The following is a 26,819-nucleotide window of genomic DNA, read 5'->3' on the forward strand; positions in this document are numbered from 1 at the left end:
GCCAACCCCACACCCCCGCCCACCCGGCCCGGTAGCGTCGACACGGTGATCTCCGCCGAGGACTGCGCCCGCGCACTGCGCCGCGCGGGCCTCGACGACGTGCTCACCGACGGCACGACCCGCGCCGCCTATTCGTCGGACGCGTCGCTCTACCGCGTGCACCCGCTCGTCGTCGCGCGGCCCCGTCGCACCGAGGACATCGCGGCGGCCGTCGCGGTGTGCCGCGAGACCGGGGTTCCGCTGACCATGCGCGGCGGCGGCACGTCCGTGGCCGGCAACGCGGTGGGTACCGGGGTTGTGCTCGACGTCAGTCGGCACCTGAACCGGGTGCTCCACGTCGACCCCGAGGCGCGCACCGCGACTGTCGAACCCGGCGCCGTGCAGTCGGTGGTGCAGAAGGCAGCGGCGCAGCACGGGCTCCGGTTCGGTCCCGACCCGTCCACCTTCACGCGCTGCACCGTCGGCGGCATGATCGGGAACAACGCGTGCGGCTCGCGCACTCTCGGCTACGGCCGGACCTCCGACAACGTCTCCGCGCTCGACGTGGTGACGGGCAGCGGGGAGCAGCTGCACCTGCCGAGGGACACCACGTCTCCGACTCTCGATGCGCTGCGGCAGATCGTCGCCGGCGGACTCGGAACCGTCCGAACGGAATTCGGCACGTTCGGCCGCCAGGTCTCCGGCTACGCGCTGGAGAACCTGTTGCCGGAGAACCGTTTCGACGTCCGCCGGATGCTGGTGGGCAGCGAGGGCACGCTCGCGGTCACCACGCGCGCCACCGTCGACTTGGTGACGGAGCCTGCGTTCCGCATCCTCGTCGTTCTCGGGTACCCGGACATCGCCACCGCCGGTGACGCCGCGCCCACCGTCCTGACGTTCACGCCCACCGCATGCGAGGGCATCGATTCGCGCATCGTCGACGTCGTCCGCGAACGCCGCGGACCCCATGCGGTTCCGCCGCTTCCCGGCGGCGCCGCGTGGTTGTTCGTCGAGGTCGTCGGCGATACCCGCGAGCAGGCCACGGACCGAGCCGACGCGGTCGCACGCGGCTGCGGAGCGGTCGACTCCCTGGTGGTCACCGACGCGGAACGCACCGCTCGGCTGTGGCAGATCCGAGCAGACGGAGCCGGACTCGCGGGGCGCAGTCCCGCGGGGTTGCCGGCACACGCCGGGTGGGAGGACGCGGCGGTACCGCCGGCCTCGCTCGGCCGATACCTGCGCGACTTCGACGACCTCATGACGCAGTACGGGGTGACCGGGCTGCCGTACGGGCACTTCGGTGACGGGTGCCTGCACGTGCGCATCGACCTGCCGCTCGACAAGTCCGGTGGGACAGGGGTGTTCCGCCGGTTCCTCGTCGACGCCGCCACGCTGGTGGCGCGGTACGGCGGGTCGTTGTCCGGTGAGCACGGCGACGGCCGTGCGCGCAGTGAGCTCTTGCCCCTGATGTACTCGGCGGACGCACTCGCGTTGTTCGGTGCCGTCAAGCATGCGTTCGATCCCGACGGCATCCTCAATCCCGGTGTGCTCGTGGATCCTCGACCGCTCGATGCGGATCTCCGCGTCCCGGCCGCGAAGCCTCGGACGCTGCTCGCGATGGCCTACGCAGAGGACGGCGGCGACTTCAGTCAGGCCGTGCACCGGTGCACGGGCGTCGGTAAGTGCCGCGCGGACACCACCGGCACCAGCGGGGTGATGTGCCCGTCGTACCTGGCGACTCGGGAGGAGAAGGACTCCACCCGCGGTCGCGCCCGGGTACTGCAGGAGATGATCAACGGCACCGACGTCACCGGCGGGTGGCGCTCGCCCGAGGTGCACGATGCCCTGGATCTGTGCTTGTCCTGCAAGGGATGTGCCTCGGACTGTCCGACCGGTGTCGACATGGCGTCGTACAAGGCGGAGGTGCTGCACCAGAGCTACCGACGTCGGCTACGCCCTGCGGCGCACTACTCGCTCGGGTGGCTTCCGCGCTGGGCCGCTGTCGCCGCTCGAGCGCCGCGCGCCGTCAACGCTGCGGCGCGGCTTCCGGGGGTGGGTCCGCTGGCACTGCGGGCGTCGGGTATCGATCCGCGTCGCTCGATACCCGAGTTCGCCCCGAGGACGTTCCGGCAGTGGTTCCACGAATCGCACCGGCCCACGACCGGTGATCCCGTCGTGCTCTTCGTCGACTCCTTCACCAATCACTTCACGCCCGAAGTGGGCCGGGCGACGGTGCGTGTGCTCGAGGCGGCGGGCTACCGGCCCAGGCTGACCGAGAAGCAGCAGTGTTGCGGTCTCACGTGGATCTCGACCGGTCAACTGGATGCCGCGAAGCGCATCCTGGGACGCACCGTGGACGCCCTGACCGAGGCGTCGGACGGCGGTGTTCCCATCGTGGGTATCGAACCTTCGTGCACTGGTGTACTACGAAGCGACGCAACGGAACTGCTCGGCAAGGAACGCGCCGCGCCGGTCGCCGAGGCCGCCCGCACGCTGGCCGAACTGCTCACCGAGCGCGGGTGGGAACCGCCGTCCCTGAACGGCCGAGAGGTGGTGGCGCAGCCGCACTGTCACCACCACGCCGTGATGGGCTGGGGCGCAGACGCGGCTCTGCTCGAGAGAGCGGGCGCCGATGTGCAGCGCCTCGGTGGTTGCTGCGGGCTCGCCGGGAATTTCGGCGTCGAGAAGGGGCATTACCACGTCTCGGTCACCATCGCCGGTCAGCAACTTCTGCCGGCGGTGCAGTCGGCGGCGGACACCGCGTCGATTCTGGCCGACGGCTACTCCTGCCGTACCCAGCTGTCCGATCTCACGGATCGCCGCGGTGAGCACCTCGCGCAAGTGTTGGCGAGCGCGTTGCCTGATGAGACGGAGTGACGTGTAACACTCGTCGAGGTGGGGTATGCCCTGCCGAAACAACCGTCCTGGGGGGACATCATGGCTTTCGATCTGACGCTCACACCGGCCCAACACGAGTTGGTCGGTCGTGCTCACGACTTCGCCGAGAACGTGGTGCGGCCCGTCGCGCAGCATTACGACAAGGAGCAGGAGTTTCCGTGGCCGGTGCTGCAGGAAGCCGCGCGGGCGGGCTTCTACTCGCCACTCTTCTACCGCGACCTCATCGGTGATCCGACGGGTCTGTCCCTGCCGGTGTTCATGGAGGAACTGTTCTGGGGTTGTGCGGGAATCGGTCTCGCGGTGGTGATGCCGGCGCTCGCGCTGTCGGCCATCGGTCAGGCGGCGACGCCGGAGCAGATGCTCGAATGGGCACCGCAGTGCTTCGGCACCCCGGACGACCTGAAGCTGGCAGCGCTCGCGATCTCCGAACCCGAGGGTGGCAGCGACGTTCGCAATCTGCGGACGACGGCGCGGCAGGACGGGGACGACTGGATCATCGACGGCCACAAGATGTGGATCGGCAACGGCGGCATCGCGGACGTCCACGTCGTCAATGCCAACGTCGACCCCGAACTCGGTCACAAGGGTCAGGCGCTCTTCATCGTCCCCGGCGGAACCCCCGGACTGGAACTCGTGCGCAAGCTCGACAAGCTGGGGTGCCGCGCCTCGCACACCGCGGAGCTGAAGTTCGACAGTGTCCGCATTCCCGGTGCGAACCTCCTGGGCGGTCTCGACAAGCTCGAGCACAAGCTGGCCAAGGCCCGCGAAGCGGAGAAGACCGGGATCAGAGGTCGCTCCGCCACTCTCGGAGCGCTCGAGCAGACGCGACCGATGGTGGCCGCTCAGGCCCTCGGAATCGCCCGTGCCTCCTTGGAGTACGCGACGAAGTACGCCAACGAGCGTGAGGCGTTCGGGTCACCGATCATCGACAACCAGGGCATCGCCTTCCCGCTGGCGGATCTCGCGATGCGGATCGACGCGGCGCGCCTGTTGACGTGGCGCGCCAGTTGGATGGCGGCCACGGGTGTCGCCTTCGAGCGCGGCGAGGGGTCGATGGCCAAGCTCGCCGCCACCGAGGTCGCGGTGGCCTCCACCGAGCGGGCGATCCAGACGATGGGCGGGTGGGGCTACATCACCGACCACCCGGTGGAGAAGTGGTACCGCGACGCCAAGCTGTACACCATCTTCGAGGGCACCAGCGAGATCCAGCGCGTCGTGATCAGCAATGCGATCGCGCAGCAGGACGGCGCTCCGCCGCTGCACGTACAGATGGAGGCCGAAGGGTCGGCGCTCAACAAGGCGTTCGGCCGCGGAACCGAGACGCGCACGAAGGTGATGGACAAGGCGATGGCGGCCAAGGACAAGGTGCCCGAGCCGGTCCTGCGCGGTGCCATGAAGTTCCTGCAGCCACCCAGCCGGAAGTAACCCGACAGTTTCGAGGACCGTGCGTCGGGTACTGCCCTGCGCATGGTCACCTCGGAACGCCCACAAGGCGTCGTGCCCGACCGCGGAGTCGCCCTGCCCGGCATCGTGCTCGGTGTGGGCCTGGGCGGTTTCGTCGACGGAATTCTGCTGCACCAGATTCTGCAGTGGCACCACCTGCTGAGCAGTTCGGGCGACGACAACATCGGCCTGCAGCCTTATCCCGTCGACACCGTCCACGGCCTCCAGATAAACACGCTGTGGGACGGCGTCTTCCACACGGTCACCTGGCTCGCCGTACTACTGGGTCTCGGACTGCTGTACTCGCGTGTCACCGGATCGCGCGGGCGGGTGTGGGCGTCGCGAGTGCTGTGGGGGTGGGTTCTGGTCGGGTGGGGCCTGTTCAACCTGGTCGAGGGCATCGTCGACCACCACCTGCTGGGAATCCACCACGTTCGCAGCGGTCCGAATCAACTGTGGTGGGACCTCGGCTTCCTCGCCCTCGGTGTCCTCCTCATCGCCGGCGGCTGGCTCATGCAGCGCAGCGCACGTCGATCGCGATGATGCTCGCGCACGACACCCATCACGGCAGCGGTGGTCTCGGACCGATCGTGATCCTCGTCGTGGTGGCAGCCGCGTATGTCGTTGCGGCGGAAAGCTGCAGGCATGAGCCGCGGGGATGGAACCCGTGGCGCACGGTGAGCTTCCTCGTCGGCATCGGGCTCCTCGTTCTCGCCGTGGTCCCCGCACTGTTGCCCGACCCGGACGGCGACTTCCGCGGCCACATGCACCAGCACCTGCTTCTCGGCATGTACGCGCCATTGGCGCTGGTACTCGGTGCCCCGATGACGTTGGTGCTGCGCTCGGTGTCGCCGCCGAACGGCCGTGCCATCGGCCATGTCCTGCGCTCGCGGCCGGTGCACGTGATAGCGAACCCGATCGTCGCGCTGGCCCTGAATCTCGGCGGTCTCGCGCTGCTGTACTTCACCCCGCTCTACGAGGCGACGACACACAGCACGGCGCTGCACCTGGTGGTGCACGTGCACTTCTTCGCGGCGGGATACCTGTTCGCGTGGGTCGTCGCCGGCCCCGACCCGGCACCGCATCGGCCTTCGGTACCCACCCGACTCTGGATACTCGGGGCGGCGATCCTCGGTCATGCTGTCCTGTCGCAGCTGATGTACGCGGGACTCCTCGTGCAGATTCCGGTTCCCGCCGATCAGCGCCAGGGCGCCGGCGAGCTGATGTACTACGGCGGCGACATCGCCGAACTGCTTCTGGCGCTGGCGCTTCTGCTCACGTGGCGACCGGCACGACGTCGCGAAGAAACGCCAGCTGGTCGGCGATGATCTGGGGGAAGAGCGGCTCGACGTAGGGGTCGAAGTGTCCGCCCTCGTACGTCACCACGGTGGCGCGCGGGATCTTCCGTGCTGTGCGCAGCGCAATGTCCGTCGGGGTGATGGCGTCGTTCGTGGCGATCTGGACGAGGGCGGGGCACGTAATCTTCGCGGCGGTCTTCCCCGGCGAGTACAGGCCGATGTGGAGCAGGATGCGGGCGGCGACCGTCTCGGGGTAGTCGCCAGTGCGCAGTCCCGACGCGTCGAGAAGACGGTCACGTCCGACGGCGGCGTCGGGCGAGACCATGGCGGCAAGGGCACCGGGTGTCCCGATCGAGTCGATGTAGCGGGGCTCGCGACCGAGCAGAGCCCGGATCTGGTCCGAGAGGGCTGCCGGTGCGAGACGCAGGGTCTGGCGCAGGCCGGCGGAGCGCACGGCGGCGATGCCGTCCACGTGCGGGACCTGCGCGATGATCGCGGCCAGTCGTTCGCCCGTGCCCGCCAGGGTGAGGACATGGCCCCCGCCGAACGAGGTGCCCCATGCGACGACGCGGTCGGGGTCGACGCCGTCGAGTAGCCGGGCGAAGGCCAGCGCGTTGCGCCAGTCCTCGAGCTGCCTGCGCACGTCCAGGAGCTGCCGTGGGGTTCCTTCGCTGTCGCCGAAGTGCCGGTAGTCGAACAGCGCGACGACGTAGCCCGCCTGGACGAACTGGTCCGCGTAGGCGGGGAGGCGCAACGCGCGCACCGATCCGAAGCCGTGGGCCATGACGATGATCGGCGCGGAACCGTCGAGCCCGGCAGGTCGGAGGACCGAGATCGCGCAGCGATCGGAACCGGAGTCGAACCACAGGTCGTCGCGAACGGTGTCAGGCATGCGGGCTCCTCTTGATTGACGTTCAAGAGAACGTAGCAGCGTCTTGATCGAGCATCAAGATAGGGTGACCGCATGCCTCGGAACAGACGTCCGCAGGATCGGGAAGAAAAACGGGCCGAGATCGTCGACGCCGCGACGGCCCTGTTCGTCGAGGCCGGATTCGACGGCACCCCGCTGAGCCGGATAGCGCAGAGCGCCGGCGTCACGCCCAACACCATCTACTGGTACTTCTCCGACAAGGACGAACTGCTCGTCGCCGCCCTCACCGAGATCACGGCGACGGCGTTGACGCGCTTCGCGGAGCTGGAGGTGACGTCACCGCAGGAACGGCTGACGTGGGTGGTGACCGAACTCGAGCGCTACCACCGGTTGGTGGACACCGTTCACGCCCGCGCTGCGGTGTCGGCTCCGATCGACGAGTGGCACAACGGTTTCCATGCCATGGCCGATGCGCTGGTCGCGGAGGAACTGCGCCACGTCGGCGTCGCCGAGGAGCGGATCGCCGCGCGGACCAAGGTCGTGGTGTTCGCCGTCGAGGGCATGCTGACGCATCCGCAGAGCGCTGCCGACAAGGCTGCGATCGTCGACGCCCTGTTCACCTAGACGACCGGGGTGCCCTGCCGGGGCGCTCCTCGGCAGGGACTTCCCCCGTGGACCGGCACCGCGAATGCTGGACACCAGCACCACCGACGAGAGGAACCGCGCATGCAGATCACCCGAAGCTCGATCGCGACCACCAAGGGTCCGGCCGACTGGTTCACCGGCGACGTCTACATCGACGCCGTTGCCGCAGCTCCGACCCCGTCGCGGGTCTCCGCCAACCTGGTCCACTTCATGCCGGGTGCGCGTACGCACTGGCACCGCCACTCGCTGAGCCAGACGGTGTTCGTCACCGAGGGCGTCGGTCTGTGCCAGCGGCAGGATGGGCCGGTCGAGGTCATCCGTCCCGGCGACCGCGTGTTGTTCGAGGCCGACGAGGTGCACTGGCACGGCGCCGCGCCGGATCGCCTGATGGTGCATCTCGCCATCAACGAGGGCGACGACGAGCACGACGTCGTCGTGTGGATGGACCCCGTCACCGACGCGGAGTACACCGCGCACGAGTGACGATCAGCGGGGGAGACGTCCCTCGATCCGCTCCACGATCGCGGGCCAGATCTCCGACCGCGGGTCGACGACACTGAAGTGGTCTCCAGGGCCTTCGACAAGCGTGACATCGTCACCTGCGGCCGATGCTGCGGTGACGTACTCGCGGCCGATGTCGTTCAGGTTCGGATCGTCCGATGCCGCGACCACGACGATCTGCGGAATCCCGAGTGGCAGTCGCGCTCGGGGGGACGACTCTGCGTGAGCATCCGAGTACCGCGAGCCGAGGGCGGCACGCACCGCGCCGTCACCCAGGCCGCGGTCGTCGGCAATCTGTAGGTCGAGGACTCCGGCGAGACTCACGGCCAGTGCGGGACGGGCATTGGCGGCCCAGCGCAGCGCGAGCTGACCTCCTGCCGAATGGCCGAGGACGGCCTGCGCACCAGCGTGCTTCAGGGCCGCGGCGACATCCGCCGCCGTCGTCTCCCACCCGTGCTCGTCGGGTGTGCGGTACTCGACATTCCAGGTGGTGTAGCCGCGGTCGGCGAGATCGATGGCCGCGGCGTCGAGCGAGTCGAGTCGCCACGGTGCCCGCCAGTACCCGCCGTGGATCAGAGCGACGACCGGCCCGCTCGTCCCCCGCACCTCGGCGAACTGTTCGGGGTGCTCCCCATACCGCTCGACGGTCGCCGGGTGCAGTCGGTGATGGTGAATCCTGTCGACGGCGTACCGCAGCCCGCCGAGCCCGCGGCCACGGATGTGCGCATGCAGCCCCGGCGAGAGGTCCGTCGCGACGTAGCCGTAGTCGACACGCACCACACACCGGTCGCTCGCCTGCGTGCCGACGCGTCCGCCCGGGGCCGGGACCACGATCACGTCACCGGATGCCACGGAGACGTCGTCCGACACGTGGACCTCCCCGGTGGCGCCGCGCGCAGCGAGCGCGGACTGCACCAGGTCGGTCACCGTGCCGAGGTCTCGAACGGCGTCCGGGTGCAGGACGACGTCGATTCGTTCCGAGGACTCGCTCATCCCTCGAATCTACGTCCTAGGCTCGGGGGAATCGACGGAAGAGGAGCAATGGACGAGCGCGCCATCGAGAAGGACATCGTCACCGATTTCCGCGAGCGGATGAGTTACGGGGCGTACCTCGATCTCGACACTCTGCTCAGTGCGCAGAAGCCGGTGAGTGTCCCGGAGCATCACGACGAGTTGCTGTTCATCATCCAGCACCAGACCACCGAGCTGTGGTTCAAGCTCGTGCTGCACGAACTGCTCGCCGCACGCGACGCGTTCGACGCCGACGACCTCGGGTTCGCGCTGAAGTGCGTCGCTCGTGTCAAGCACATTCAGAAGACGCTGACCGAGCAGTGGTCGGTGCTCGCGACACTCACGCCCACCGAGTACGCGCAGTTCCGTGGGTTCCTGGGAAACTCGTCGGGGTTCCAGTCCGCGCAGTACCGCGCGGTGGAGTTCGTGCTGGGCAACAAGAACGCGGCGATGCTGACGGTGTTCGAATCCGACTCGGTGGCAACCGAACTGCTGACGCGGGTGCACCGCGAGCCGAGTGTGTACGACGCCCTGTGGCGGTGCCTGGCCCGCGCAGGACTCGACGTTCCGGAGAGTGCGCTGCGGCGAGATGTCACCGCGCCGTACGCGCGCAACGACGATCTGATGCCACTGATCACGCACGTCTACGAGAACCCCACCGAGAACTGGGCCGCGTACGAGGCGTTCGAGGAATTCGTCGACCTGGAGGAGAACTTTCAGCTCTGGCGGTTCCGGCACATGCGCACGGTGCTCCGTACGATCGGGCACAAGAGCGGCACCGGTGGCTCCAGTGGTGTCGGCTTCCTCCAGCGCGCCCTCGAGTTGACGTTCTTCCCCGAGTTGTTCGCCGCCCGCACCGAGATCGGACAGCCATGACCGCAGCAGACCTCGACGCACGGGACTCCCTGCGCGAGTACCGCTCTCGCTTCCACACCGACGACGCCGATCCCGTCGTGTCCTATCTCGACGGCAATTCGCTCGGTCGGCCCACGACGGCGAGCATCGAGCGTGTCTCGACGTTCATGGCGCAGGCCTGGGGTGGCCGGCTGATCCGCGGGTGGGACGAGGAATGGTTCGAGCTGCCCATCACGTTGGGCGACACGCTCGGTCGGGTGGCCCTGGGTGCAGCACCCGGGCAGACCGTCATCGGTGACTCCACCACCGTCCTGCTCTACAAGATCGCGCGCGGGGCGGCGGCGCTGAGGCCGGGCCGGACCGAGATCGTCCTCGATCGCGACAATTTCCCGACCGATCGCTACGTCCTCGAGTCCATCGCGTCCGAACTCGGCCTGACGCTGGTGTGGATCGACTCGGACCGGCGGTCGGGCGTACGGACTGCGGACATCGCCGATGTCGTCACCGAGCGAACAGCTTTCGTGCTTCTCAGTCATGTCGCCTACCGCTCGGGCTTTCTCGCGGACGCGTCCGCGGCGGCCCGTGTCGCGCACGACGTCGGCGCCCTGGTGGTGCTCGACCTGTCGCACTCTGTGGGATCCGTGCCGCTCCGTCTCGACGAGTGGGGTGTCGATCTCGCCGTCGGCTGCACCTACAAGTACCTGAACGGTGGTCCCGGCTCGCCCGCGTTCGCATACGTCCGCGCGGAGCATCTGCCCGAGTTTCGGCAGCCCGTATGGGGATGGATGGGGCGTGCCGACGCCTTCGCCATGGAGCAGGGATACGTCCCGGCCGAGGGCGTGCGACGCGTCATCAGCGGCACCCCGCCGGTGCTCGGCATGATCGCGATGCAGGACACGCTCGCCATGATCGGCGAGGTCGGCATGGACGCGATCCGCGCGAAGTCGATCGCTCTCACCGAGTACGCGCTCGAGCTGGTGCGCTCGGACCTGGTGCCACTGGGCGTGGAGATCGCCTCGCCGGAGAACGCGGACGAGCGCGGGGGACACGTCACGCTCGATCACCCCGATTTCCGCGAGGTCACGGCGCGGCTGTGGAAGCGCGGCGTCATCCCCGACTTCCGGGCCCCGAGCGGCATCAGGCTCGGCCTGAGCCCGCTCAGCACCAGCTTCGAAGAGGTGCGCATCGGCGTTCTCGCGATCGCCGAGGAGCTCCGGCGCTGACACCTGGCACCACAACACGACCGGTCAGATGGTTATGCTCTGACGACTTTGTGGCTGAGGGGGTCCGGTGGGGGTCGAACGTGCGCGTATCGGAATGGTCGATGATCACGAGCTGACAATCCGGGGGTTGCGGGACTCCCTTGCCGATCATCCCGACCTCGACTTCGTCGCGAGCGCCCCCACGGTCGCCGAGCTGTTCGACGCGACCACGGACCTCGATCTGGTGATCCTCGATCTTCGACTGCGTGACGGATCGTCGCCGGTGTCCAACGTCGAGGCCATCCGCGCCCGCGGTCTCGACGTGCTGGTTCTCACCTCGGGCGAGGATCCGTTCCTGGTGCGCTCCGCCGCCCGCGCCGGTGTGCTCGGTGTGGTGCGCAAGTCCCAGCCGATCGACGCGGTGGTGGACGCCGTGCGGAGTGCAGCCCGGGGCGAGATGGTGCCCACCATCGACTGGGCGGCGGCCATCGACGGGGATCCCGACCTCGCCGCGGTGGACCTGAGCCCGCAGCATCGACGGCTCCTCACGCTCTACGCGGCCGGGGAGACGGCCACGCGGGTCGCGTCGACCATGGGTATCTCGCCCGAGACGGTGAACGACTATCTCGGTCGTATCCGGCTCAAGTACGCCGACGCCGGCAGGCCCGCCCCGACGAAGACCGATCTGTACAAACGGGCGCTGGAGGACGGGTGGTTGCCGTTCCCCCGTCGACGCAGGAAGTCGTGACGGCGGCGGCAGTGATCTCGGGGACTGCGCACCGCGACGAGAGCGCGGCGGACAAGATCGCGACCCTGTTCGGCAGATTCATCGGTACCGGGTACCTCTTCTATGCGGTGGTGTCGATACCGCTCATTCGGGACGTCGCCACGGTCACGGAAGCGTGGTGGACTCCGGTCGCCCTTGTGGCGTTCTTCGGGCCGGGTCTGGCTCTTCTCGTCGCCTCGTTCAGCACTGCCCAGCGTTACGTGCTGCCGATGGCCGCGGCCTGTGCCTTTTCGTATCTCCTGGGACTTGCGACGTGGCCCTTCGGATGGACGGGAGCCGAGCTTCCCGATGCCAAGTCGACATGGTTCGCAGCGTTCCCCGCGTTGTCCACACTCGGCGCGGCTGTCTCCATGCGTCCTCGGTGGGTGTTCGCCCAGTTGATCGTGGTCACACTGGCTGTCCAGACCATCAACTTCCATGTGCGAGAAGCGCCGGACAGGAGTCCCTTTCTCGCTGACGTCGCGTTCGCGTTCAGTTTCAGTCTCACCTTCGTCGCGGCGTCCGTGATGGCGGCCCGGACCGGCCGTATCCTCGACGAGACTCGGCTGGCAACGTACGCACGCGCCGCCGGAGCGGCGGCGATGCTGGCGCGGACCGTCGAGCGCAGGCGGTTCGACGGGCTCATCCACGACAACGTGATGTCGACCCTGCTCTCGGCGTCGAGGGGCCCCATGAGTCGGGAACTCGTCGCCCAAGCGGTCGGCACACTGGCCGAACTCGATGCGCTCCGAGACAGCGATTCGGGTGTCACCGTCTTCGATGTCGATCAGGCGGTCGCGCATCTTCGCGCGGCGGCCGGCGCCGTGGACCCCTCCGCACGTCTCGAGGTGGTCGGAGAAGTCGCGAACGCGAGGGTGTTGTCGGCCGAGCCGATCCGCACCATGGGTGCGGCGCTGAGCGAGGCTCTGCGGAACAGCGTCCGGCACGCAGGCCCACACTCGTCTCGGGCGGTGACGGTCACGGTGTCGTCGACCGAGCTGACATCGATCGTCGCGGACGACGGGTCCGGGTTCGATCCTGACCACATTCCCGCCAACCGTCTCGGCGTCCGGGTCAGCATCCTCGATCGCATGCGGCGACTGTCCGGCGGTTCCGCAACCGTTCGGTCAGCAGCCGGGTCCGGCACCGTTGTCGAACTCCGATGGACGTTCGACGGATGACGACGGTCCGAGAAGACGACGGTGTCACCACGTTGCTGGGGTTTCGGAGCCCGGCAGCGTGGGTGGTGGTCGTCGTCAACGTGGTCGGCGTGATCGTCTCGACAGCCTGGACCCTCGACGGCATCAGGCAGCCCGCGGTGGTGGCAGTCGCGCTCGTTCTGCATGCGGCATCCGTCGTCCTGTTGGTGCGGGTGCCGGGTGATCCCCTGCCTTTCCGTACGACGGCCTTCATCACGCTGTACGGCCCGCTGGCCTCCGCGCTCGTGTTGTTCGTCTTGCCGGTCCCCATCGACAATCCGCTGCAGCCGTGGCCCACCACCGCCGCGGTCGGTGTCTACACGTTCCTCTGTGTCCGTGGTCGAACTCCGTGGGCGTGGGCGGGTCTGGTCGCGATCTTCGCTGTCACCATCACGTGGTCGACGCTCACCGGCCAGGGTCCGCTCACCGGTTTCCTCATCGTGTTGCCGAACGTCGCTCTGGTGCTCATGGGGAGTTTCTTCGCGTATGCGCTTCGCACCCCGGTGGCCGACATCTTTCGGTTGCGCCTCGCGGGCACACGGCAAGCGGCGGACCAGGCTGCATCCCGAGCCGTTCTCGACGAGCGTGATGCGCAGCTGACCCGGCTCGACGTGCTCGCGCGACCTTTGCTGTCGCGCATCGCTTCGGGTGAACCGCTCAGCGACGAGCAGCGGATTCGGTGTCAGCTCCTGGAGCACCACTTGCGCGACAGCGTCCGAGCGAAAGGCCTCGACATCGACGAGGTGCACAGTGCCGCACGGGAGGCTCGGAGTCGGGGCGTCGACGTGCTTCTCTTCGACGACCGAGGCGAGACCGACACCACCGTCCACCGCGACATCGTCGCCGCGGTGATCGATGCGCTGCACGGTTCGGCGTCATCGGTGACCGTGCGGCTGCGACCGGGTGACCAGGACGCCGCCGCATCGATCGTCGTGACGACCGCGGACGGTGTGGAGCACTGGGAGTTCGACCGATCGGGCACCCGGCTGTCCTCCTGAGAGTCACACCCCGTTCAAGTCCGTGCGGCACGGTGCGGAGCATGCAGATGTCGCGACGCTCCCTGTTTCGCTTCGCCGCGCTCGGTGCCGCGGCCACCCCGTTGCTCGCCTGCAGTACCGGGCCCACCCTGGTGCGGGCGCGCCCGTCGCTGACCCACGGCGTCGCGAGCGGCGACGTCCGTGCCGATGGTGCGCTCGTCTGGGCACGGTCGGACACGCCCGCGACGATGATCGTCGACACGTCGGCCACCGACGCGTTCTCCTCCGTCACGACGACGCGGGGACCTCTCCTCACACCGCAGTCCGACGGTACCGGCGTGCTGCGCCTCACGGATCTGCCGGCGGGACAGCGAGTGCACTACCGCGTGACGCTGGAAGGCGAGGACGGCGCCACGTCGGAGCCCGTCACCGGGGTGTTCTCCACGGCTCCCGACGGGCCGTCGAACATTCGCCTCCTGTGGGGCGGCGACACGGCGGGCCAGGGTTACGGGATCAACCCCGACATCGGCGGCATGACCATCTTCGGAGCGATGGCCGATCGGGAACCGGACCTGTTCCTGCACAGCGGCGACGTCATCTATGCCGACGGGCCGCTCGAGGAGAGTGTCACGTTGCCCGACGGCCGGGTGTGGCGGAACACGATGTCCGAGGCCAAGTCCAAGGTCGCCGAGACTCTCGACGAGTATCGCGGGCAGTACGCGTACAACCTCACCGACGACAACTACCGGCGCTTCAATTCCTCGGTCGCGCAGGTGGTGCAGTGGGACGATCACGAGACCGTCAACAACTGGTATCCCGGTGAGATTCTCGACCTCGAGCAGTACACCGTGAAAGATGTGAACCTGTTGTCGCAGCGGGCCTTGCAGGCATTTCACGAGTGGCTCCCGGTCGCTCCCGCCGAGGCCGTCGACGGGCGGGTGTACCGGAAGATCGCCTACGGTCCGCTGCTCGACGTCTTCGTCCTGGACATGCGGAGCTACAAGGATGCGAACAGTGCCAACACCGCCCCGACCGGGGAGATTCTCGGCGATGCACAGCGACGGTGGCTGATCGACGAGCTGTCGCGCTCGAAGGCCACGTGGAAGATCATCGCCAACGACCTCCCGCTGGGACTGGTGGTGCCGGACGGGAAGACGGCGCAGGAGGGCGTCGGCAACGGTGACCCCGGTGCCCCGCTCGGCCGGGAGACCGACATCGCGCAGGTACTCACCGCGATCGACCGGAACGACGTCACCGGCACCGTGTGGCTCACCGCCGACGTGCATTACACGGCGGCGCATCGGTATTCACCCGAGCGCGCCGCCTACCAGGAGTTCCGCGAATTCTGGGAGTTCGTCAGCGGGCCTCTCAACGCGGGTGCGTTCGGGCCGAACGACCTCGATCCCACGTTCGGCCCGGAGGCGGTGTTCGTGCACGCGCCGCCGGAGCCGAACGCCTCACCGCTCGATACCTTCCAGCACTTCGGTGAGGTGCTGATCGACAAGGACTCGCGGTCGCTGACGGTGAACCTGTGCGACGGAACCGGGGCGGTTCTCTTCACGCAGGTGCTGCCGGCTCCCTGACCGCGCAATCATATCTTTAGGACCAACAGGTGGTAACTCAGCGCCTTGCCGTGCCCGTCCAGCTCCGCAGATCCGGTGACCCCACCGCCCAGCTGGCCTGGCAGCTCGAACACGAGTGCCGAGACGCTGTCCAGTGCCGTGCGCCGCGGCGCACGGGTGGTGCGATCGCCGTAGTGCGCGACCACCACATCGAGGGTGAGCTCACGTTCGAGCGTCTCGAAGGCCGCTCGGTCCCGTGCGAAGACCGAGAGGATGAGGGTGTCGCCTTTGTCCCCGGTGCGGACGTCGGCCAGGTCGTCGACGATCATCGTGTGCCCTCCATCAGGTGGACGTCGGTGTGTGCGAGGTGCCGTGGAAGCGATGTCGATCGGATGCACAGGACCTCCGAATGAGATCGTCGTGCACCGCCTCCACCGGCAGGACCGTTGGTGTACAGACTCTCCACCTCCCACCCGACCACGTCGGCATCCTCCCGTGACCCCGCCCGCCCGGTGACGCGGAGCCGCACCTCGGTCGGTGCGGTGTCGGTGGCGAGGCCACGGAAAGCCGCTCCGGCACCGATCAATTCGACGGTCACACCGTCGGGGTCGAGTCCGTGGACGTCGGCGAGGCGCTGCGTGACGATGTCCGCGGCGAGTCGGGCGCGCTCGTACGCGCGAGGTCCCGCGTAGCTGATCTGGCCCTCGCCGATCCACCCGTCGAGGAAGCCGAGCGTCACCTTGAGCTCGTCCGGTCGGGTGCGACCGGTGGCGCCGGTGAGGGACACCCTGTCGGAGCCGACCTGCTCGAAGGTCACCGCCCCGAAGTCGGCCGTGACGTCGGGTGTGAGGTACGTGGTGGGGTCGCCGACCTCGTAGAGCAGCTGCTCGATGGCCGTGCGCGTGGTGAGGGTCCCGCCCGTGCCGTCCACCTTGCCGAAGACGGCGTCCGCGTCGGCGGACACGTCCGCATACGGGAAGCCGAGGTCGGCCATGCCGGGAACCGGTTTGGTGACGGGGTCGGCGTAGTAGCCGCCCGTCAGTTGACCGGCGCACTCGAGCAAGTGCCCCACCGCGGTCGCGGCACCGATGGTGCGGGCGTCGTCGAGGTCCCAGCCGAACTCGTGGACGAGCGGCGCGACGTACAGCGACGGGTCGGCGAGTCGGCCCGTCACGACGATGTCGGCACCGGCGCTCAGTGCCGGAAGCACCGCGTCCGCTCCGATGTAGGCGTTGGCGGACACCAACTTCTCGGGATGAGCGGAGAGGGCCTTGCCGGTCTCCCACACGAGGGGATCGAGTGTGCGGACGGCGTCGAGGACGTCGTCGCCGGTCACGGCGGCGACTCGAGCCCGACCGCCGACGAGGTCCGCGATGCGCCGCGCCGCTGCGAGGGGATGTGCTGCGCCACCGTTGGTCACCACTGTGGTTCCGCGGCGAAGCACGTGCGGCAACACCGCTCTGATGCGGGCGAGCAGGAGGGGGTCGTACCCGGTGTCGGGATCGGCGAGCCGTCTCGCGTTGCCCGCGGCGACGGTGCGTTCCCCGAGGCACTCGAAGACGAGGTAGTCGAGGTCAGCGCGATCGGCGAGGGTCACGGCCGGATCGATGCGATCGCCGGAGAACCCGGATCCGGCGCCGAGGCGAATCGTCTTCTTCACAGCGAGATCGCTCCTGTCAGGAGTGCCACCACGGTCATGACGATGGTGGTGCCGAAGGCCCACCCGAAGATGAAGCGCTGGTGCTTGCCCAGTTCCACCTTCGTCATGCCGATCAGCACGAACGTCGCTGCGGTCAGCGGACTGAGCGGGAAGCCGGTGGTCATCTGGCCGAGGATGGCGGCGCGGCCGGTCTCCATCGGATCGCCGCCGAACGAGGCCGTGGTCTCGGCGAGAACCGGGAGCACACCGAAGTAGTAGGCGTCAGGAGTGAAGACCAGGCTCAGCGGCATCGATGTGATCGCGGTGATGACGGGGATGGAGGAACCGAAGGAGTCGGGGATCCAGGACACGAAGGTTTCCGCCATCGCGGTGATCATGCCGGTGCCGTTGAGGACTCCGGTGAGCACGCCCGCAGCGAGGATCATGACGACCACCATCGTGACGTTGCCGCCGTGCTTGGCGAACACTTCCTGCTGCGCCGACCACCTCGGCTTGTTGACCAGGACCGCCAGGGCGAAGGCGATGGCGAACGCCACCTGCAGCGGGGCCAACTGGAACAGGAGGATGACCAGCAGCACCAGTGTCAGCACGACGTTGAATGCCATGACGGCGGGATGCACTGTGGCGCGGACCGGCAAGTCGTCGACATGGGGCGTACCGGGGCCGGCTTTCACGGGCGTGGCGGTCTCCGTCAGGGCGCCGATCCGCTTGCTCTCCATGCGGCCGATCATGAACGCGGAGAACAGCACCCACACGATGCCCGCGGCCATGGCCGGGATGACGGGCGTGAAGATGTCGGCGCTCGTCGCGTCGAGGGCCGCCATGGCGCGCACCGTCGGGCCGCCCCACGGGATGATGTTCATGATGCCGGCGGACAGGGCGATGATGCCGGTGAGTGCGAGCGGCCGCATGCCGATGCGCTGATAGATCGGCAGCATCGCGGACACCATGATGAGGAAGGTCGAGGTGCCGTCGCCGTCGAGAGCGACCATGAGGGTGAGCACCGCGGTGCCGACAGCGATCTTGGTGGGGCTGCCTCCGGCCCACCGCACGACGCGGCGGATCGCGGGATCGAAAAGTCCCTGGTCGACCATCAGGCTGAAGTACAACACGGCGAACGCGATCATGATCGCGACCGGCGCGACCTTGATCAGTCCCTCCGCGATCATGTCGCCCAGGTCGGCGCCGAAGCCGCCGATCAGCGCGAAACCGATGGGCACCAGCACGAGTGCGACCAACACCGACACCCGGCGGGTGAATGTCAGGGCTAGAAACGTGATGATGGTGGCGAAGCCGAGCGCGGCAACCATGTGACCTCCTTCAAGGACTTCGTCACATGTTGCTCACATCACAATTGCAAGTCCAATATCAATTGCGGATGCATTGATGGCGGCCATGCATAGACTCGGCGGGTGAACCTCAACCTGGGGATGACGCACCTTCGCTGCATCGTCGCGATCGCCGATCACGAGAGCTTCACGGCGGCGGCCTCGGCGCTGGGCATGGTGCAGTCCTCGCTCAGCAGATCCGTCGCGGAGGCGGAGCGCCGACTGGACGTCACGCTGTTCGAGCGCACGACGCGCAGGGTCGTCGTGACACCCGACGGTGTCGCCGTCACGCAGTATGCCCGGAAGATGGTGCAGGACTTCGACGAGGGCCTCGCGCAGATCGGTCGTTTCGTCACCGGGGATCGCGGCACCGTGTCGGTTGCATGTCTGCCCTCGCTCGCCGCCACGTTCCTTCCGTCCTATGTGGTGAAGTTCCGCCGCGACTACCCGGACGTCCTACTCGAGATCCGTGACGGGCTGCGCCAGGAAGCGCTGACGGACCTGCTGACCGGCACCGTGGACATGGCGCTCGTCTCGGCACCGACGACCGAACCCGGACTGGTCCACCGAACCCTCACCACGGACTCGTTCCACTGTGCCTTCGCCGCCGGTCACCCCCTCGACGGCCGGGAGCGCATCGAGTGGGCGGAACTGGCCGGCGAGCCGTTCATCGCATTCGGGTCGCAGAGCAGTATCGCCGGACCCGTCGCCCGCGCGCTCGACGACGCCGACGTCCGCACGGGCCCGGTGATGCACGCGCAGAACGTCGGTGCGGTCGCCGGGCTGGTCGCGGCGGGTCTCGGTGTCACCGCCGTCCCGCAACTCGTTCTGCCGATGATGGAATTCGCCGGGCTGCGTCACGCCCCGTTGTCACCGACCGTCGAGCGGACCATCTCGCTCGTGCGAGTCGAGGGCCGACACGAGACGGCGAGCGTGAAGAATTTCGTGCGCTGCCTGACAGGCTGACTACTTGCGCCCGGCCGCCCAGCGCATGCCCCAACCGTACTTCTTGTCCAGGTCGGCCTGGCTGCCCTGGATGTACTCGACCTCGCGCGTGACCGTGATGCCCTGACCGGTGTTCTGGATCAGCGCGATGGAGCAGATGCGGGCGGAGTTGTTGTCGGAGTCCAGGCGCACCTCCACCTGCGGGCCGCTGGTCGGGAACAGCGTGACGACGCCGTCGACCGCGGCCCAGTTCGGGGCGCCGTCGTAGATCATCGCGAAGATGAGGATGCGCTTGAAGGCGTCGGGCCGCGCGAGGTTGATGTGCATGTTCTCGCCGCCCGTGACGGATCCGGAGCGGTCGTCGCCGTCGAGCTGGATGAACGGTGCGCTCTCCAGCGCGCCGAAGCTCTTGCCCAGTGCCTGGATGACTCCCTTCGACCCGTCGGCCAGCTCGTACAGGCAGCCGAGGTCGAGGTCGACGCCGCCGGTGCCGTACGACGCGGCGGCGAGCTTCGCGAGGAAGCCCTTCTTCTTCGGCTCGGGTGCGGCCGCGCCCTGCGACCAGTTGAGGTTGACGCGCATCGCGCCCTGGCTCTCGCCTTTCTTGGCCAGATTCACCGTCGGCGCGGCCTTCGACAGCGTCACCTTGCTCAGATTGACACCGCCCGCTGCCGGGGCGGGGGTGGACGGCCTTTTGGTGTAGTCGATCGCCATGGATGGGAGGCCTTTCTTCCGGAAACGGCGGTGTCCGTTTCGCGCACTTCCCTCAGCGTAGTCGCCGTGAGCGGGCCGCACCTACCGTCGACCAGTCCTGCACTGCGAGAGCAACTTCGGCCAGAAATTTTTCTGGAGGGTACTTGGCACTCTCGGGTGGAGAGTGCTAAATTCGGTGTCACGCACAGAGGAGCCGAGCATGACGGGCTCGGTGTCCACGAGATACAGGAGGTGTGTTGCTGTGCTTCGCTTCGATCCTTTCCGTGACCTCGACGCCGTGACCTCGAGCTTGCTGGGAGCCGGGTCGGGCACCGACCGTTCGCCGCGGTTCATGCCGATGGATCTGTACAAGGTCGACGACCATTACGTCCTCGACGCGGACCTCCCCGGTGTGGATCCGGGCTCGATCGACCTCGACGTCGACCGTGGAACCCTCACGGTGACGGCCCACCGTTCGGCGCCGAGCGGCGACTCCCGGCAGTGGCTCACCTCGGAGCGCTTCACGGGCACCTACCGTCGCCAGCTCGCGCTGGGTGACGGCATCGACACCGAGCGCATCACCGCGTCGTACGACAACGGTGTTCTCTCCGTACACATCCCGCTGTCGGAGCGCGCCGCGCCGCGCAAGATCAGCATCGCGCAGGCCGAGAACACCGGTGAGCAGACATCGCTCGTGGCTTCGGCGTCCTGACACCGCATTCCGGACAGCGCTGGGCACTCTCACCTGGGAGTGTCCAGCGCTGTCGCCGATTCGGGGGTCCCGCGGTACACCGCGCCCAGTAGGTTCGACCCATGACCGACTCCACGGCAGCCGCCCATGCCCGCGCCGCGTACCGCACGTTCGAGCCCTTCCACATCTCGGCGTACTTCAATCCCGAACTCGGAGCGGCGGGCCGGGACACGGGTCTCGACGGACACGCCTGGTACGTGGGTTCGCGCGCCGAGCCGATGGGGCCCTGTGCCGCCGGGGTGGTCGCCGCCGCGTTCTACAGCTTCAACACCACGCTGATCGAGCGCTCCTGGCCCGCGGCGATCGCCGCCGGCCTCGACACCGTGGCTCGGCGCCGATGGGACGCGCTGGACACCGTCCTCGGAGGTGCGCTGGGTGAGTCGGCGTCCGACCCGGGCCTCACGTCGCTGGCCGACCGCCTGCACGGCATCGGCGACACGCTGACCTTCGCCGGCCGCCCACTGTCCGCAGCGTGGCATCAGTCGTCGGCGCCCGACGTCCCGCACCTGCAGTTGTGGCACGCCATCGCGGTTCTGCGGGAATGGCGCGGCGACGGCCACCTCGCGGCTCTCCTCGACGCAGACCTCGATCCGACGGAGGCCGGTGTCTTCCACGAGGCCCAGCACCCCGAGCCCGGTGCTCGTCGGGTGCTCGGGCGTCGCATCACCCAGCTGACGCGCGAGTGGTCGGACGAGCAGTGGGACTCGGCGGCCGAGCGTCTCGCCGCGCGCGGTCTCGTCACGACAGCCGACGGCGTCGAGACTCTGACGGACGACGGTGTCGCACTCGACCGCCACATCGAGGACCGCACCGATGCGATGGCAGCCGCCGCGTGGCGCGGTGTCGACGACGCGGAGGAGCTCATCTCCTCCGCGCGCCCCTACGTCAAGGCAGTCATCTCCGCGGGCATCCTGCCGGGAACGAAGAAGAAGGGCTGACCTACGCCTGCAGCAGGGTCGCCGCGCTGAGGTCGTCGATCACGAGATCGGTGACGATCTTTCCCGCGAGGGCCGCTCGCAGCGCGGTGAGCTTGTACTCGCCGGCGACGATGCACACGCGTCGCGGCACGGCTTTGAGTCGGTCCAGGCGTGGGCCGCTTGCACGTTCGTTCAGCGCGATGCGGTCGTAGCTGCCGTCGGAGCGGAGGAAGACGGTGGCGATGTCGCCGACGACGCCGTCCCGATCGAGTTCCTCGAGATCCGACTTCTCCAGGTAACCCGCGCTGTAGACGTGGCTCGGTACAGCGCCGCCGTGCACGCCGATGCTGAACACGGCGAGGTCCATCCGGTCCTGCAGGTCGAGCACGCGTTTGATGCTGCGTTCGCGCCACAGCATCTGCCGAGTCTCCGGGTAGTCGAAGAACGCGGGAACCGGAAAGCCCTGGGGGAGAGCGCCGTACGCGTCGGCGACAGTGCGGACGATGTCCGTCGCGTAGGACACTCCGGTGGTGCGCGTGTTGGCTGCGCCGTTGAGTTGAACCACGTGCGAGTTGTGGGTGCGCTTCGGGGCGAGGTGTCGACTGACCGCGCTCACCGTCGTGCCCCACGCGACGCCCATGACCATGTCGGAGGCGAAGAACGTCGTCAGCAGGCGGCCCGCGAACATGGCGACCCGGTCCAGGCGATCGACGTCGCTGACGGTCTCCGGAACAGGCACGACGTGGGCACGGACGCCGTACCGATCGGCGAAGGCACGCTCGAGCCCGGGTGCCTGGCCGAGAGCGGTGCTGATCTTGATCTCCACGAGTCCCGACGTGCGGGCGAAGGTGATCAGCCGCGACACCGTGCTGCGGGAGACGCCCATCTCGCGGCCGATCGCGGCCATCGTCAAGTCCTGGAAGTAGTAGAGCCGCGCCGCCTGCACCGCGTCGATCGTGCGCGGATCCGTCGCGTCGGGGAGCAGGGGTTCCCCATAGATCTGCAGCTCCGACATGAGCCCACGCTAAACCACATCTGGACCGCCGCGGTATCGCGATCCGGTCCGAGTTGCACATATGTGCACGCGGTTTGCGACAACGTGCATGTCACCTAGCATGGCTTCCAGTTGCTCTTTATGGCCTGGATCACAAACACGAGGGAGATGGCGTGACGGACAAACGCGCGAAGTGGGGGCTGCCCGCAGAGATGGCAGCCGAGTTCGCGGGAACGATGATTCTGATTCTGTTCGGTGCCGGCGTCGTGGCGCAGGTGGTCTCCGGTGGTGAGTCCGGGAGCCTCGGGGACCACGACTCGATCGCCTGGGCCTGGGGCCTGGGCGTCATGTTCGGCATCTACGTCGCCGGCCGCGCCACCGGTGCGCACCTCAATCCGGCTGTGACGCTGTCGTTCGCGTTGTTCCGGGGCTTCGCGTGGTCGAAGGTCGCGCCGTACGCGCTCGCGCAGACTCTCGGTGCCTTCGTCGCCGCGCTGCTGGTGCGGTGGAACTACAACGACATGCTGAACGCGATCGATCCCGAGCACACCACCGCGACGCAGACGATCTTCTCGACGCTGCCCGGCAACGGCACGCTGCCCGTCAGCCTCGGCTCCGCGCTGATCGACCAGATCATCGGTACCGCGATCCTGCTCTTCCTCATCGTCGCCGTGTCCGACTCGCGTAACAGCCCGCCGCTGTCCAACATGGCCCCGCTGATCGTCGGACTCATCGTCGTGGCCATCGGCTTCGCATGGGGCACCAACGCCGGCTACGCGATCAACCCGGCTCGTGACTTCGGACCCCGCCTGGCGTCGTTCATCACGGGATACGGTGGGGCATGGCGAGATCAGTACGGCAGCCTCTACTTCTGGGTGCCGATCCTCGGGCCCATCATCGGCGGCCCCATCGGCGTCCTGCTGTACGACAACCTGGTGGGTCGGTTCCTGCCGGCCGATCCCGACGGCGACGACGAGCAGGAGCCCAGCCGTCTGCCCGAGAAGTCCGCATGATCGTCCACTCCACTACCCAGGGGAACCACTCATGACCGAAACCCGTTACGTCGCAGCGATCGATCAGGGCACCACCTCGACTCGGTGCATGATCTTCGATCACAAGGGCACCGTCGTCGCCGCCGATCAGCGCGAGCACAAGCAGATCTTCCCGCAGGCCGGGTGGGTCGAGCACGACGCCGTGGAGATCTGGAACAACGTCCGCAGCGTCTCCGCCGGCGCACTCGCCGCGGCCGACCTCACCCCGTCGGACATCGCGGCCGTGGGCATCACCAACCAGCGCGAGACCGCACTGGTGTGGGAGCGTGCCACCGGCAAGCCCGTCTACAACGCCATCGTCTGGCAGGACACTCGCACCGACCGCATCGTCACCAAGCTCGGCGGGGGCGACGCCACCAAGTACACTGCGAAGACCGGCCTGCCGCTCGCGACCTACTTCTCGGGCCCCAAGGTCAAGTGGATCCTCGACAACGTCGAGGGCGCGCAGGAGAAGGCCGACGCCGGCGAGCTGTGCTTCGGCAACATGGACACCTGGGTCCTGTGGAACATGACGGGCGGTGTCGACGGCGGTCTGCACTACACCGATCCCACCAATGCCTCGCGCACGCTGCTGATGGATCTCGACACCCTGTCCTGGGACGAGGGCATCTGTGCGGACATGGGCATCCCGATGTCCATGCTCCCCGAGATCCGCAGCTCCTCCGAGGTGTACGGCAATGTCCGCGAGCGCGGTTCGCTCAGCGGTGTTCCCATCGCCGGCATCCTGGGCGATCAGCAGGCCGCCACGTTCGGTCAGGCGTGCCTGTCGCCCGGTGAGGCGAAGAACACCTATGGCACAGGCAACTTCGTGCTGTTGAACACAGGCACCGACAAGGTGATGAGCAAGAACGGACTGCTCACCACGGTCTGCTACAAGATCGGCGACCAGCCGACGGTGTACGCCCTCGAGGGTTCCATCGCCGTCACCGGATCACTCGTGCAGTGGCTGCGTGACAACCTCGGAATGATCTCCACTGCAGCAGATATCGAGACCGACGCTCGCTCCGTCGACGACAACGGCGGCGCCTACTTCGTGCCCGCGTTCTCCGGTCTGTTCGCCCCGCACTGGCGCTCCGACGCCCGCGGCGCCATCGTCGGACTCACCCGTTTCGTCAACAAGGGCCACCTGGCGCGGGCCGTGCTCGAGGCCACCGCCTACCAGACGCGCGAGGTCATCGAGGCCATGAACGCCGATTCGGGCGTCGACCTCGAGGTGCTCAAGGTCGACGGCGGTATGGTGGTGAACGAGCTGCTGATGCAGTTCCAGTCCGACATTCTGAACGTGGATGTCGTCCGGCCGGTGGTCGCCGAGACCACCGCACTGGGCGCGGCGTACGCAGCGGGCCTGGCCGTCGGTTTCTGGGCGAGCGAGGACGAGATCCGCGAGAACTGGGCCGAGGACAAGACATGGACACCGTCCATGGATGACGCGGAGCGAGACAAGCTCTACGCCGGTTGGAAGAAAGCCGTCACACGAACACTCGATTGGGTCGATGCCGAATGAATTCCACCACAACAGCTCTCAGCCCCGAAGCACGCAAGGAAGCACTCCGACGTCTCGCCACGGAGGAGATGGACGTTCTGGTCATCGGCGGGGGTGTCGTCGGTACCGGAGCGGCTCTCGACGCGGTCACCCGCGGCCTGAAGGTCGGCCTGGTCGAGGCGCGTGACTACGCCGCCGGGACGTCCAGCAGGTCCAGCAAGCTGTTCCACGGTGGCCTGCGCTACCTCGAGCAGTTCAACTTCGCGCTGGTCTTCGAGGCGCTCAAGGAGCGGTCGCTGGTCCTCAACGACCTGTGCCCGCACCTCGCCCGCCCCGTGCCGTTCATCTACCCGCTCGAGAAGCTGATCGACCGGCCGTACGTCGGCCTCGGTATCGGCGTCTACGACGTGATGGGTGCCGGCCGCGGTGTGCCCTCGCACCACAAGCACCTGGGCAAGAAGAAGACGCTGGAATCCTTCCCGTCGGGCAAGCGCTCCGCCATCCGCGGTGCCGTGCGCTTCTACGAGGGCCAGGTCGACGACGCCCGCCACACCATGATGATCGCCCGCACTGCCGCGGCCTACGGAGCGTTGTGCGCCAACAGCACTCGCGTCACCGGCTTCCTGCGTGAGGACGACCGCGTGATCGGCGTCGTCGCGACGGACCTCGAGTCGGGGGAGTCGTTCGAGATCCACGCCAAGCAGGTCATCAACGCTGCCGGTGTGTGGACCGACGAGATCCAGGAGATGGTCGGCGGCCGCGGCCAGTTCCAGGTTCGCGCGTCCAAGGGCGTGCACCTCGTGGTGCCGCGCAACCGCATCAACAGCTCGACGGGCATCATCACCCGCACCGAGAAGTCGTTGCTGTTCGTGATTCCGTGGGGGAGCCACTGGATCATCGGCACCACCGACACCGACTGGAAGCTCGACCTGGCGCATCCCGCGGCCAGCAAGAGCGATATCGACTACATCCTCGGGCACGTCAACAAGCTGCTGCAGGATCCGCTGGACCACAAGGACGTCGTCGGTGTCTACGCCGGTCTGCGTCCGTTGCTGTACGGCGAATCCGACTCCACCAGCACGCTGTCCCGCGAGCATGCCGTCTCCAGCCCCGTACGTGGCCTCACCGTCATCGCCGGCGGCAAGTACACGACGTACCGGGTCATGGCGAAGGACGCGGTCGACTCCGCGGTGCACAACATGGAGCGCAAGGTTCCAGAGTGCGTCACGGAGAAGATCCCGCTCGTGGGTGCCGACGGGTACTACGGTGCCTGGAACGCGCGCCAGCTCGCAGCCGACCGCGCAGGGATGCGCGTCGGACGCATGGAGCACCTGCTCGGTCGCTACGGCACCCTGGTCGGTGAGGTCCTCGATCTGATCGATCAGAACCCGGAGCTCGGCAAGCCCCTGGAGAACGCACCCGACTACCTCAAGGCCGAGGCCGTCTACGCCGCGAGCCACGAGGGTGCGCAGCACCTCGACGACATCCTGACGCGGCGCATCCGCGTGTCGATCGAGTTGGCCGACCGCGGCGAAGCTGCCGCAGCCGAGGTCGCCGGACTGGTCGCACCCATCCTCGGGTGGGACGAGCAGCACGTGTCCGACGAGATCGAGCACTACCGCAAGCGCGTTGCGGCAGAGCGCGAATCGCAGGCGCAGCCGGACGACGAGACCGCCGATGCCGCACGGCTCGGGGCTCCCGACGTGCGCGTGGGAGTCGGCGGCTGAGAGCCGAGGTGCGCACCCGCTGCAGTCTGCAGCGGGTGCGCGCAGCGCTGCAGTAACGTGCG

At 67.9% G+C, this 26,819-nt stretch carries 25 protein-coding genes; 18 read left to right on the forward strand and 7 right to left on the reverse strand.

The window, feature by feature from the left end:
* Positions 1-45 precede the first annotated feature (45 nt).
* The 4 genes from J4E04_RS04550 to J4E04_RS04565 are packed head-to-tail and all read left to right on the forward strand — an operon-like array spanning position 46 to position 5,648.
* On the forward strand, positions 46-2,856 hold the full coding sequence (locus tag J4E04_RS04550; protein ID WP_490150502.1) for an FAD-binding and (Fe-S)-binding domain-containing protein: 2,811 nt from the start codon (positions 46-48) through the stop codon (positions 2,854-2,856).
* Positions 2,857-2,916: 60 nt separating this feature from the next.
* Complete coding sequence (locus J4E04_RS04555; RefSeq protein WP_490149972.1) at positions 2,917-4,302, forward strand: acyl-CoA dehydrogenase family protein; 1,386 nt, start codon at positions 2,917-2,919, stop codon at positions 4,300-4,302.
* A gap of 42 nt (positions 4,303-4,344) precedes the next feature.
* Positions 4,345-4,863, forward strand: a complete 519-nt coding sequence (locus J4E04_RS04560) for a DUF2243 domain-containing protein (RefSeq protein WP_328812213.1) — start codon at positions 4,345-4,347, stop codon at positions 4,861-4,863.
* Positions 4,860-5,648: a cytochrome c oxidase assembly protein gene (locus J4E04_RS04565; protein WP_490149973.1), complete on the forward strand. Its 789-nt coding sequence runs from the start codon at positions 4,860-4,862 to the stop codon at positions 5,646-5,648. The genes J4E04_RS04560 and J4E04_RS04565 overlap by 4 nt, the downstream gene beginning before the upstream one ends.
* On the opposite strand, the gene J4E04_RS04570 is transcribed toward J4E04_RS04565, so the two are convergent.
* On the reverse strand, positions 5,596-6,510 hold the full coding sequence (locus J4E04_RS04570; protein WP_490149974.1) for an alpha/beta hydrolase: 915 nt from the start codon (positions 6,508-6,510) through the stop codon (positions 5,596-5,598). The two genes, J4E04_RS04565 and J4E04_RS04570, sit on opposite strands and share 53 nt — an antisense overlap.
* A gap of 72 nt (positions 6,511-6,582) precedes the next feature.
* Here J4E04_RS04570 and J4E04_RS04575 point away from each other — a divergent pair, with 72 nt between their 5' ends.
* Positions 6,583-7,113 carry a TetR/AcrR family transcriptional regulator gene (locus J4E04_RS04575; protein WP_285184472.1) on the forward strand — a complete coding sequence of 177 codons (531 nt, stop codon included), beginning with the start codon at positions 6,583-6,585 and terminating at the stop codon, positions 7,111-7,113.
* A gap of 102 nt (positions 7,114-7,215) precedes the next feature.
* Positions 7,216-7,617, forward strand: coding sequence for a (R)-mandelonitrile lyase (locus tag J4E04_RS04580; protein ID WP_307108360.1), 402 nt, complete (start codon positions 7,216-7,218; stop codon positions 7,615-7,617).
* Between the two features lie 3 nt (positions 7,618-7,620).
* Here J4E04_RS04580 and J4E04_RS04585 read toward each other — a convergent pair whose 3' ends face one another.
* Positions 7,621-8,628, reverse strand: a complete 1,008-nt coding sequence (locus J4E04_RS04585; protein ID WP_490149975.1) for an alpha/beta hydrolase — start codon at positions 8,626-8,628, stop codon at positions 7,621-7,623.
* Positions 8,629-8,676: 48 nt separating this feature from the next.
* Here J4E04_RS04585 and J4E04_RS04590 point away from each other — a divergent pair, with 48 nt between their 5' ends.
* From J4E04_RS04590 to J4E04_RS04615, 6 genes are all read left to right on the forward strand, one after another.
* Complete coding sequence (locus tag J4E04_RS04590) at positions 8,677-9,522, forward strand: tryptophan 2,3-dioxygenase (RefSeq protein WP_222649662.1); 846 nt, start codon at positions 8,677-8,679, stop codon at positions 9,520-9,522.
* The gene (kynU, locus tag J4E04_RS04595; RefSeq protein ID WP_490149976.1) at positions 9,519-10,724 is read left to right on the forward strand and encodes a kynureninase; all 1,206 of its coding nucleotides are present in this window, start codon (positions 9,519-9,521) and stop codon (positions 10,722-10,724) included. The genes J4E04_RS04590 and kynU overlap by 4 nt, the downstream gene beginning before the upstream one ends.
* 94 nt (positions 10,725-10,818) lie before the next feature.
* Entirely contained in the window at positions 10,819-11,451 is a 633-nt protein-coding gene (locus J4E04_RS04600; RefSeq protein ID WP_222632922.1) for a response regulator, read from the forward strand.
* On the forward strand, positions 11,448-12,650 hold the full coding sequence (locus J4E04_RS04605) for a sensor histidine kinase (RefSeq protein ID WP_490149977.1): 1,203 nt from the start codon (positions 11,448-11,450) through the stop codon (positions 12,648-12,650). The genes J4E04_RS04600 and J4E04_RS04605 overlap by 4 nt, the downstream gene beginning before the upstream one ends.
* Positions 12,647-13,666 carry a DUF8320 family protein gene (locus J4E04_RS04610; protein WP_490149978.1) on the forward strand — a complete coding sequence of 340 codons (1,020 nt, stop codon included), beginning with the start codon at positions 12,647-12,649 and terminating at the stop codon, positions 13,664-13,666. Before J4E04_RS04605 ends, J4E04_RS04610 begins: the two co-directional genes overlap by 4 nt.
* Before the next feature lie 41 nt (positions 13,667-13,707).
* Complete coding sequence (locus J4E04_RS04615; RefSeq protein ID WP_490149979.1) at positions 13,708-15,228, forward strand: alkaline phosphatase D family protein; 1,521 nt, start codon at positions 13,708-13,710, stop codon at positions 15,226-15,228.
* A gap of 8 nt (positions 15,229-15,236) precedes the next feature.
* On the opposite strand, the gene J4E04_RS04620 is transcribed toward J4E04_RS04615, so the two are convergent.
* From J4E04_RS04620 to J4E04_RS04630, 3 genes are read right to left on the reverse strand one after another with little or no spacing between them, the layout of a single operon-like run.
* The gene (locus J4E04_RS04620) at positions 15,237-15,536 is read right to left on the reverse strand and encodes an AtuA-related protein (RefSeq protein WP_490149980.1); all 300 of its coding nucleotides are present in this window, start codon (positions 15,534-15,536) and stop codon (positions 15,237-15,239) included.
* On the reverse strand, positions 15,533-16,867 hold the full coding sequence (locus J4E04_RS04625; protein WP_490149981.1) for an acyclic terpene utilization AtuA family protein: 1,335 nt from the start codon (positions 16,865-16,867) through the stop codon (positions 15,533-15,535). Before J4E04_RS04625 ends, J4E04_RS04620 begins: the two co-directional genes overlap by 4 nt.
* Positions 16,864-18,177 carry a CitMHS family transporter gene (locus J4E04_RS04630; RefSeq protein WP_490149982.1) on the reverse strand — a complete coding sequence of 438 codons (1,314 nt, stop codon included), beginning with the start codon at positions 18,175-18,177 and terminating at the stop codon, positions 16,864-16,866. The genes J4E04_RS04625 and J4E04_RS04630 overlap by 4 nt, the downstream gene beginning before the upstream one ends.
* A gap of 102 nt (positions 18,178-18,279) precedes the next feature.
* Between J4E04_RS04630 and J4E04_RS04635 the strand changes: the two genes are divergently transcribed.
* Positions 18,280-19,161: a LysR family transcriptional regulator gene (locus J4E04_RS04635; protein ID WP_490149983.1), complete on the forward strand. Its 882-nt coding sequence runs from the start codon at positions 18,280-18,282 to the stop codon at positions 19,159-19,161.
* On the opposite strand, the gene J4E04_RS04640 is transcribed toward J4E04_RS04635, so the two are convergent.
* On the reverse strand, positions 19,162-19,854 hold the full coding sequence (locus tag J4E04_RS04640; RefSeq protein ID WP_056442948.1) for a TerD family protein: 693 nt from the start codon (positions 19,852-19,854) through the stop codon (positions 19,162-19,164).
* Positions 19,855-20,095: 241 nt separating this feature from the next.
* On the opposite strand from J4E04_RS04640, the gene J4E04_RS04645 reads away from it, so the two are divergent.
* Together J4E04_RS04645 and J4E04_RS04650 are read left to right on the forward strand one after the other, a co-directional pair.
* Positions 20,096-20,545, forward strand: a complete 450-nt coding sequence (locus J4E04_RS04645; protein WP_490149984.1) for an Hsp20/alpha crystallin family protein — start codon at positions 20,096-20,098, stop codon at positions 20,543-20,545.
* Between the two features lie 101 nt (positions 20,546-20,646).
* Positions 20,647-21,522, forward strand: coding sequence for an SCO6745 family protein (locus tag J4E04_RS04650; RefSeq protein WP_490149985.1), 876 nt, complete (start codon positions 20,647-20,649; stop codon positions 21,520-21,522).
* 1 nt (position 21,523) lies between these two features.
* On the opposite strand, the gene J4E04_RS04655 is transcribed toward J4E04_RS04650, so the two are convergent.
* Positions 21,524-22,516 (reverse strand): sugar-binding transcriptional regulator, encoded by a 993-nt coding sequence (locus J4E04_RS04655; RefSeq protein ID WP_222645645.1) that lies wholly within the window; start codon positions 22,514-22,516, stop codon positions 21,524-21,526.
* Positions 22,517-22,707: 191 nt separating this feature from the next.
* On the opposite strand from J4E04_RS04655, the gene J4E04_RS04660 reads away from it, so the two are divergent.
* The 3 genes from J4E04_RS04660 to J4E04_RS04670 are packed head-to-tail and all read left to right on the forward strand — an operon-like array spanning position 22,708 to position 26,757.
* Complete coding sequence (locus tag J4E04_RS04660) at positions 22,708-23,508, forward strand: MIP/aquaporin family protein (RefSeq protein WP_051613174.1); 801 nt, start codon at positions 22,708-22,710, stop codon at positions 23,506-23,508.
* 31 nt (positions 23,509-23,539) lie between these two features.
* Positions 23,540-25,051, forward strand: coding sequence for a glycerol kinase GlpK (gene glpK, locus J4E04_RS04665; protein ID WP_222632903.1), 1,512 nt, complete (start codon positions 23,540-23,542; stop codon positions 25,049-25,051).
* Complete coding sequence (locus tag J4E04_RS04670; protein WP_027504787.1) at positions 25,048-26,757, forward strand: glycerol-3-phosphate dehydrogenase/oxidase; 1,710 nt, start codon at positions 25,048-25,050, stop codon at positions 26,755-26,757. The genes glpK and J4E04_RS04670 overlap by 4 nt, the downstream gene beginning before the upstream one ends.
* The last annotated feature ends 62 nt before the right edge of the window (positions 26,758-26,819 follow it).

This window comes from Rhodococcus sp. NFXS4, from assembly GCF_058139645.1.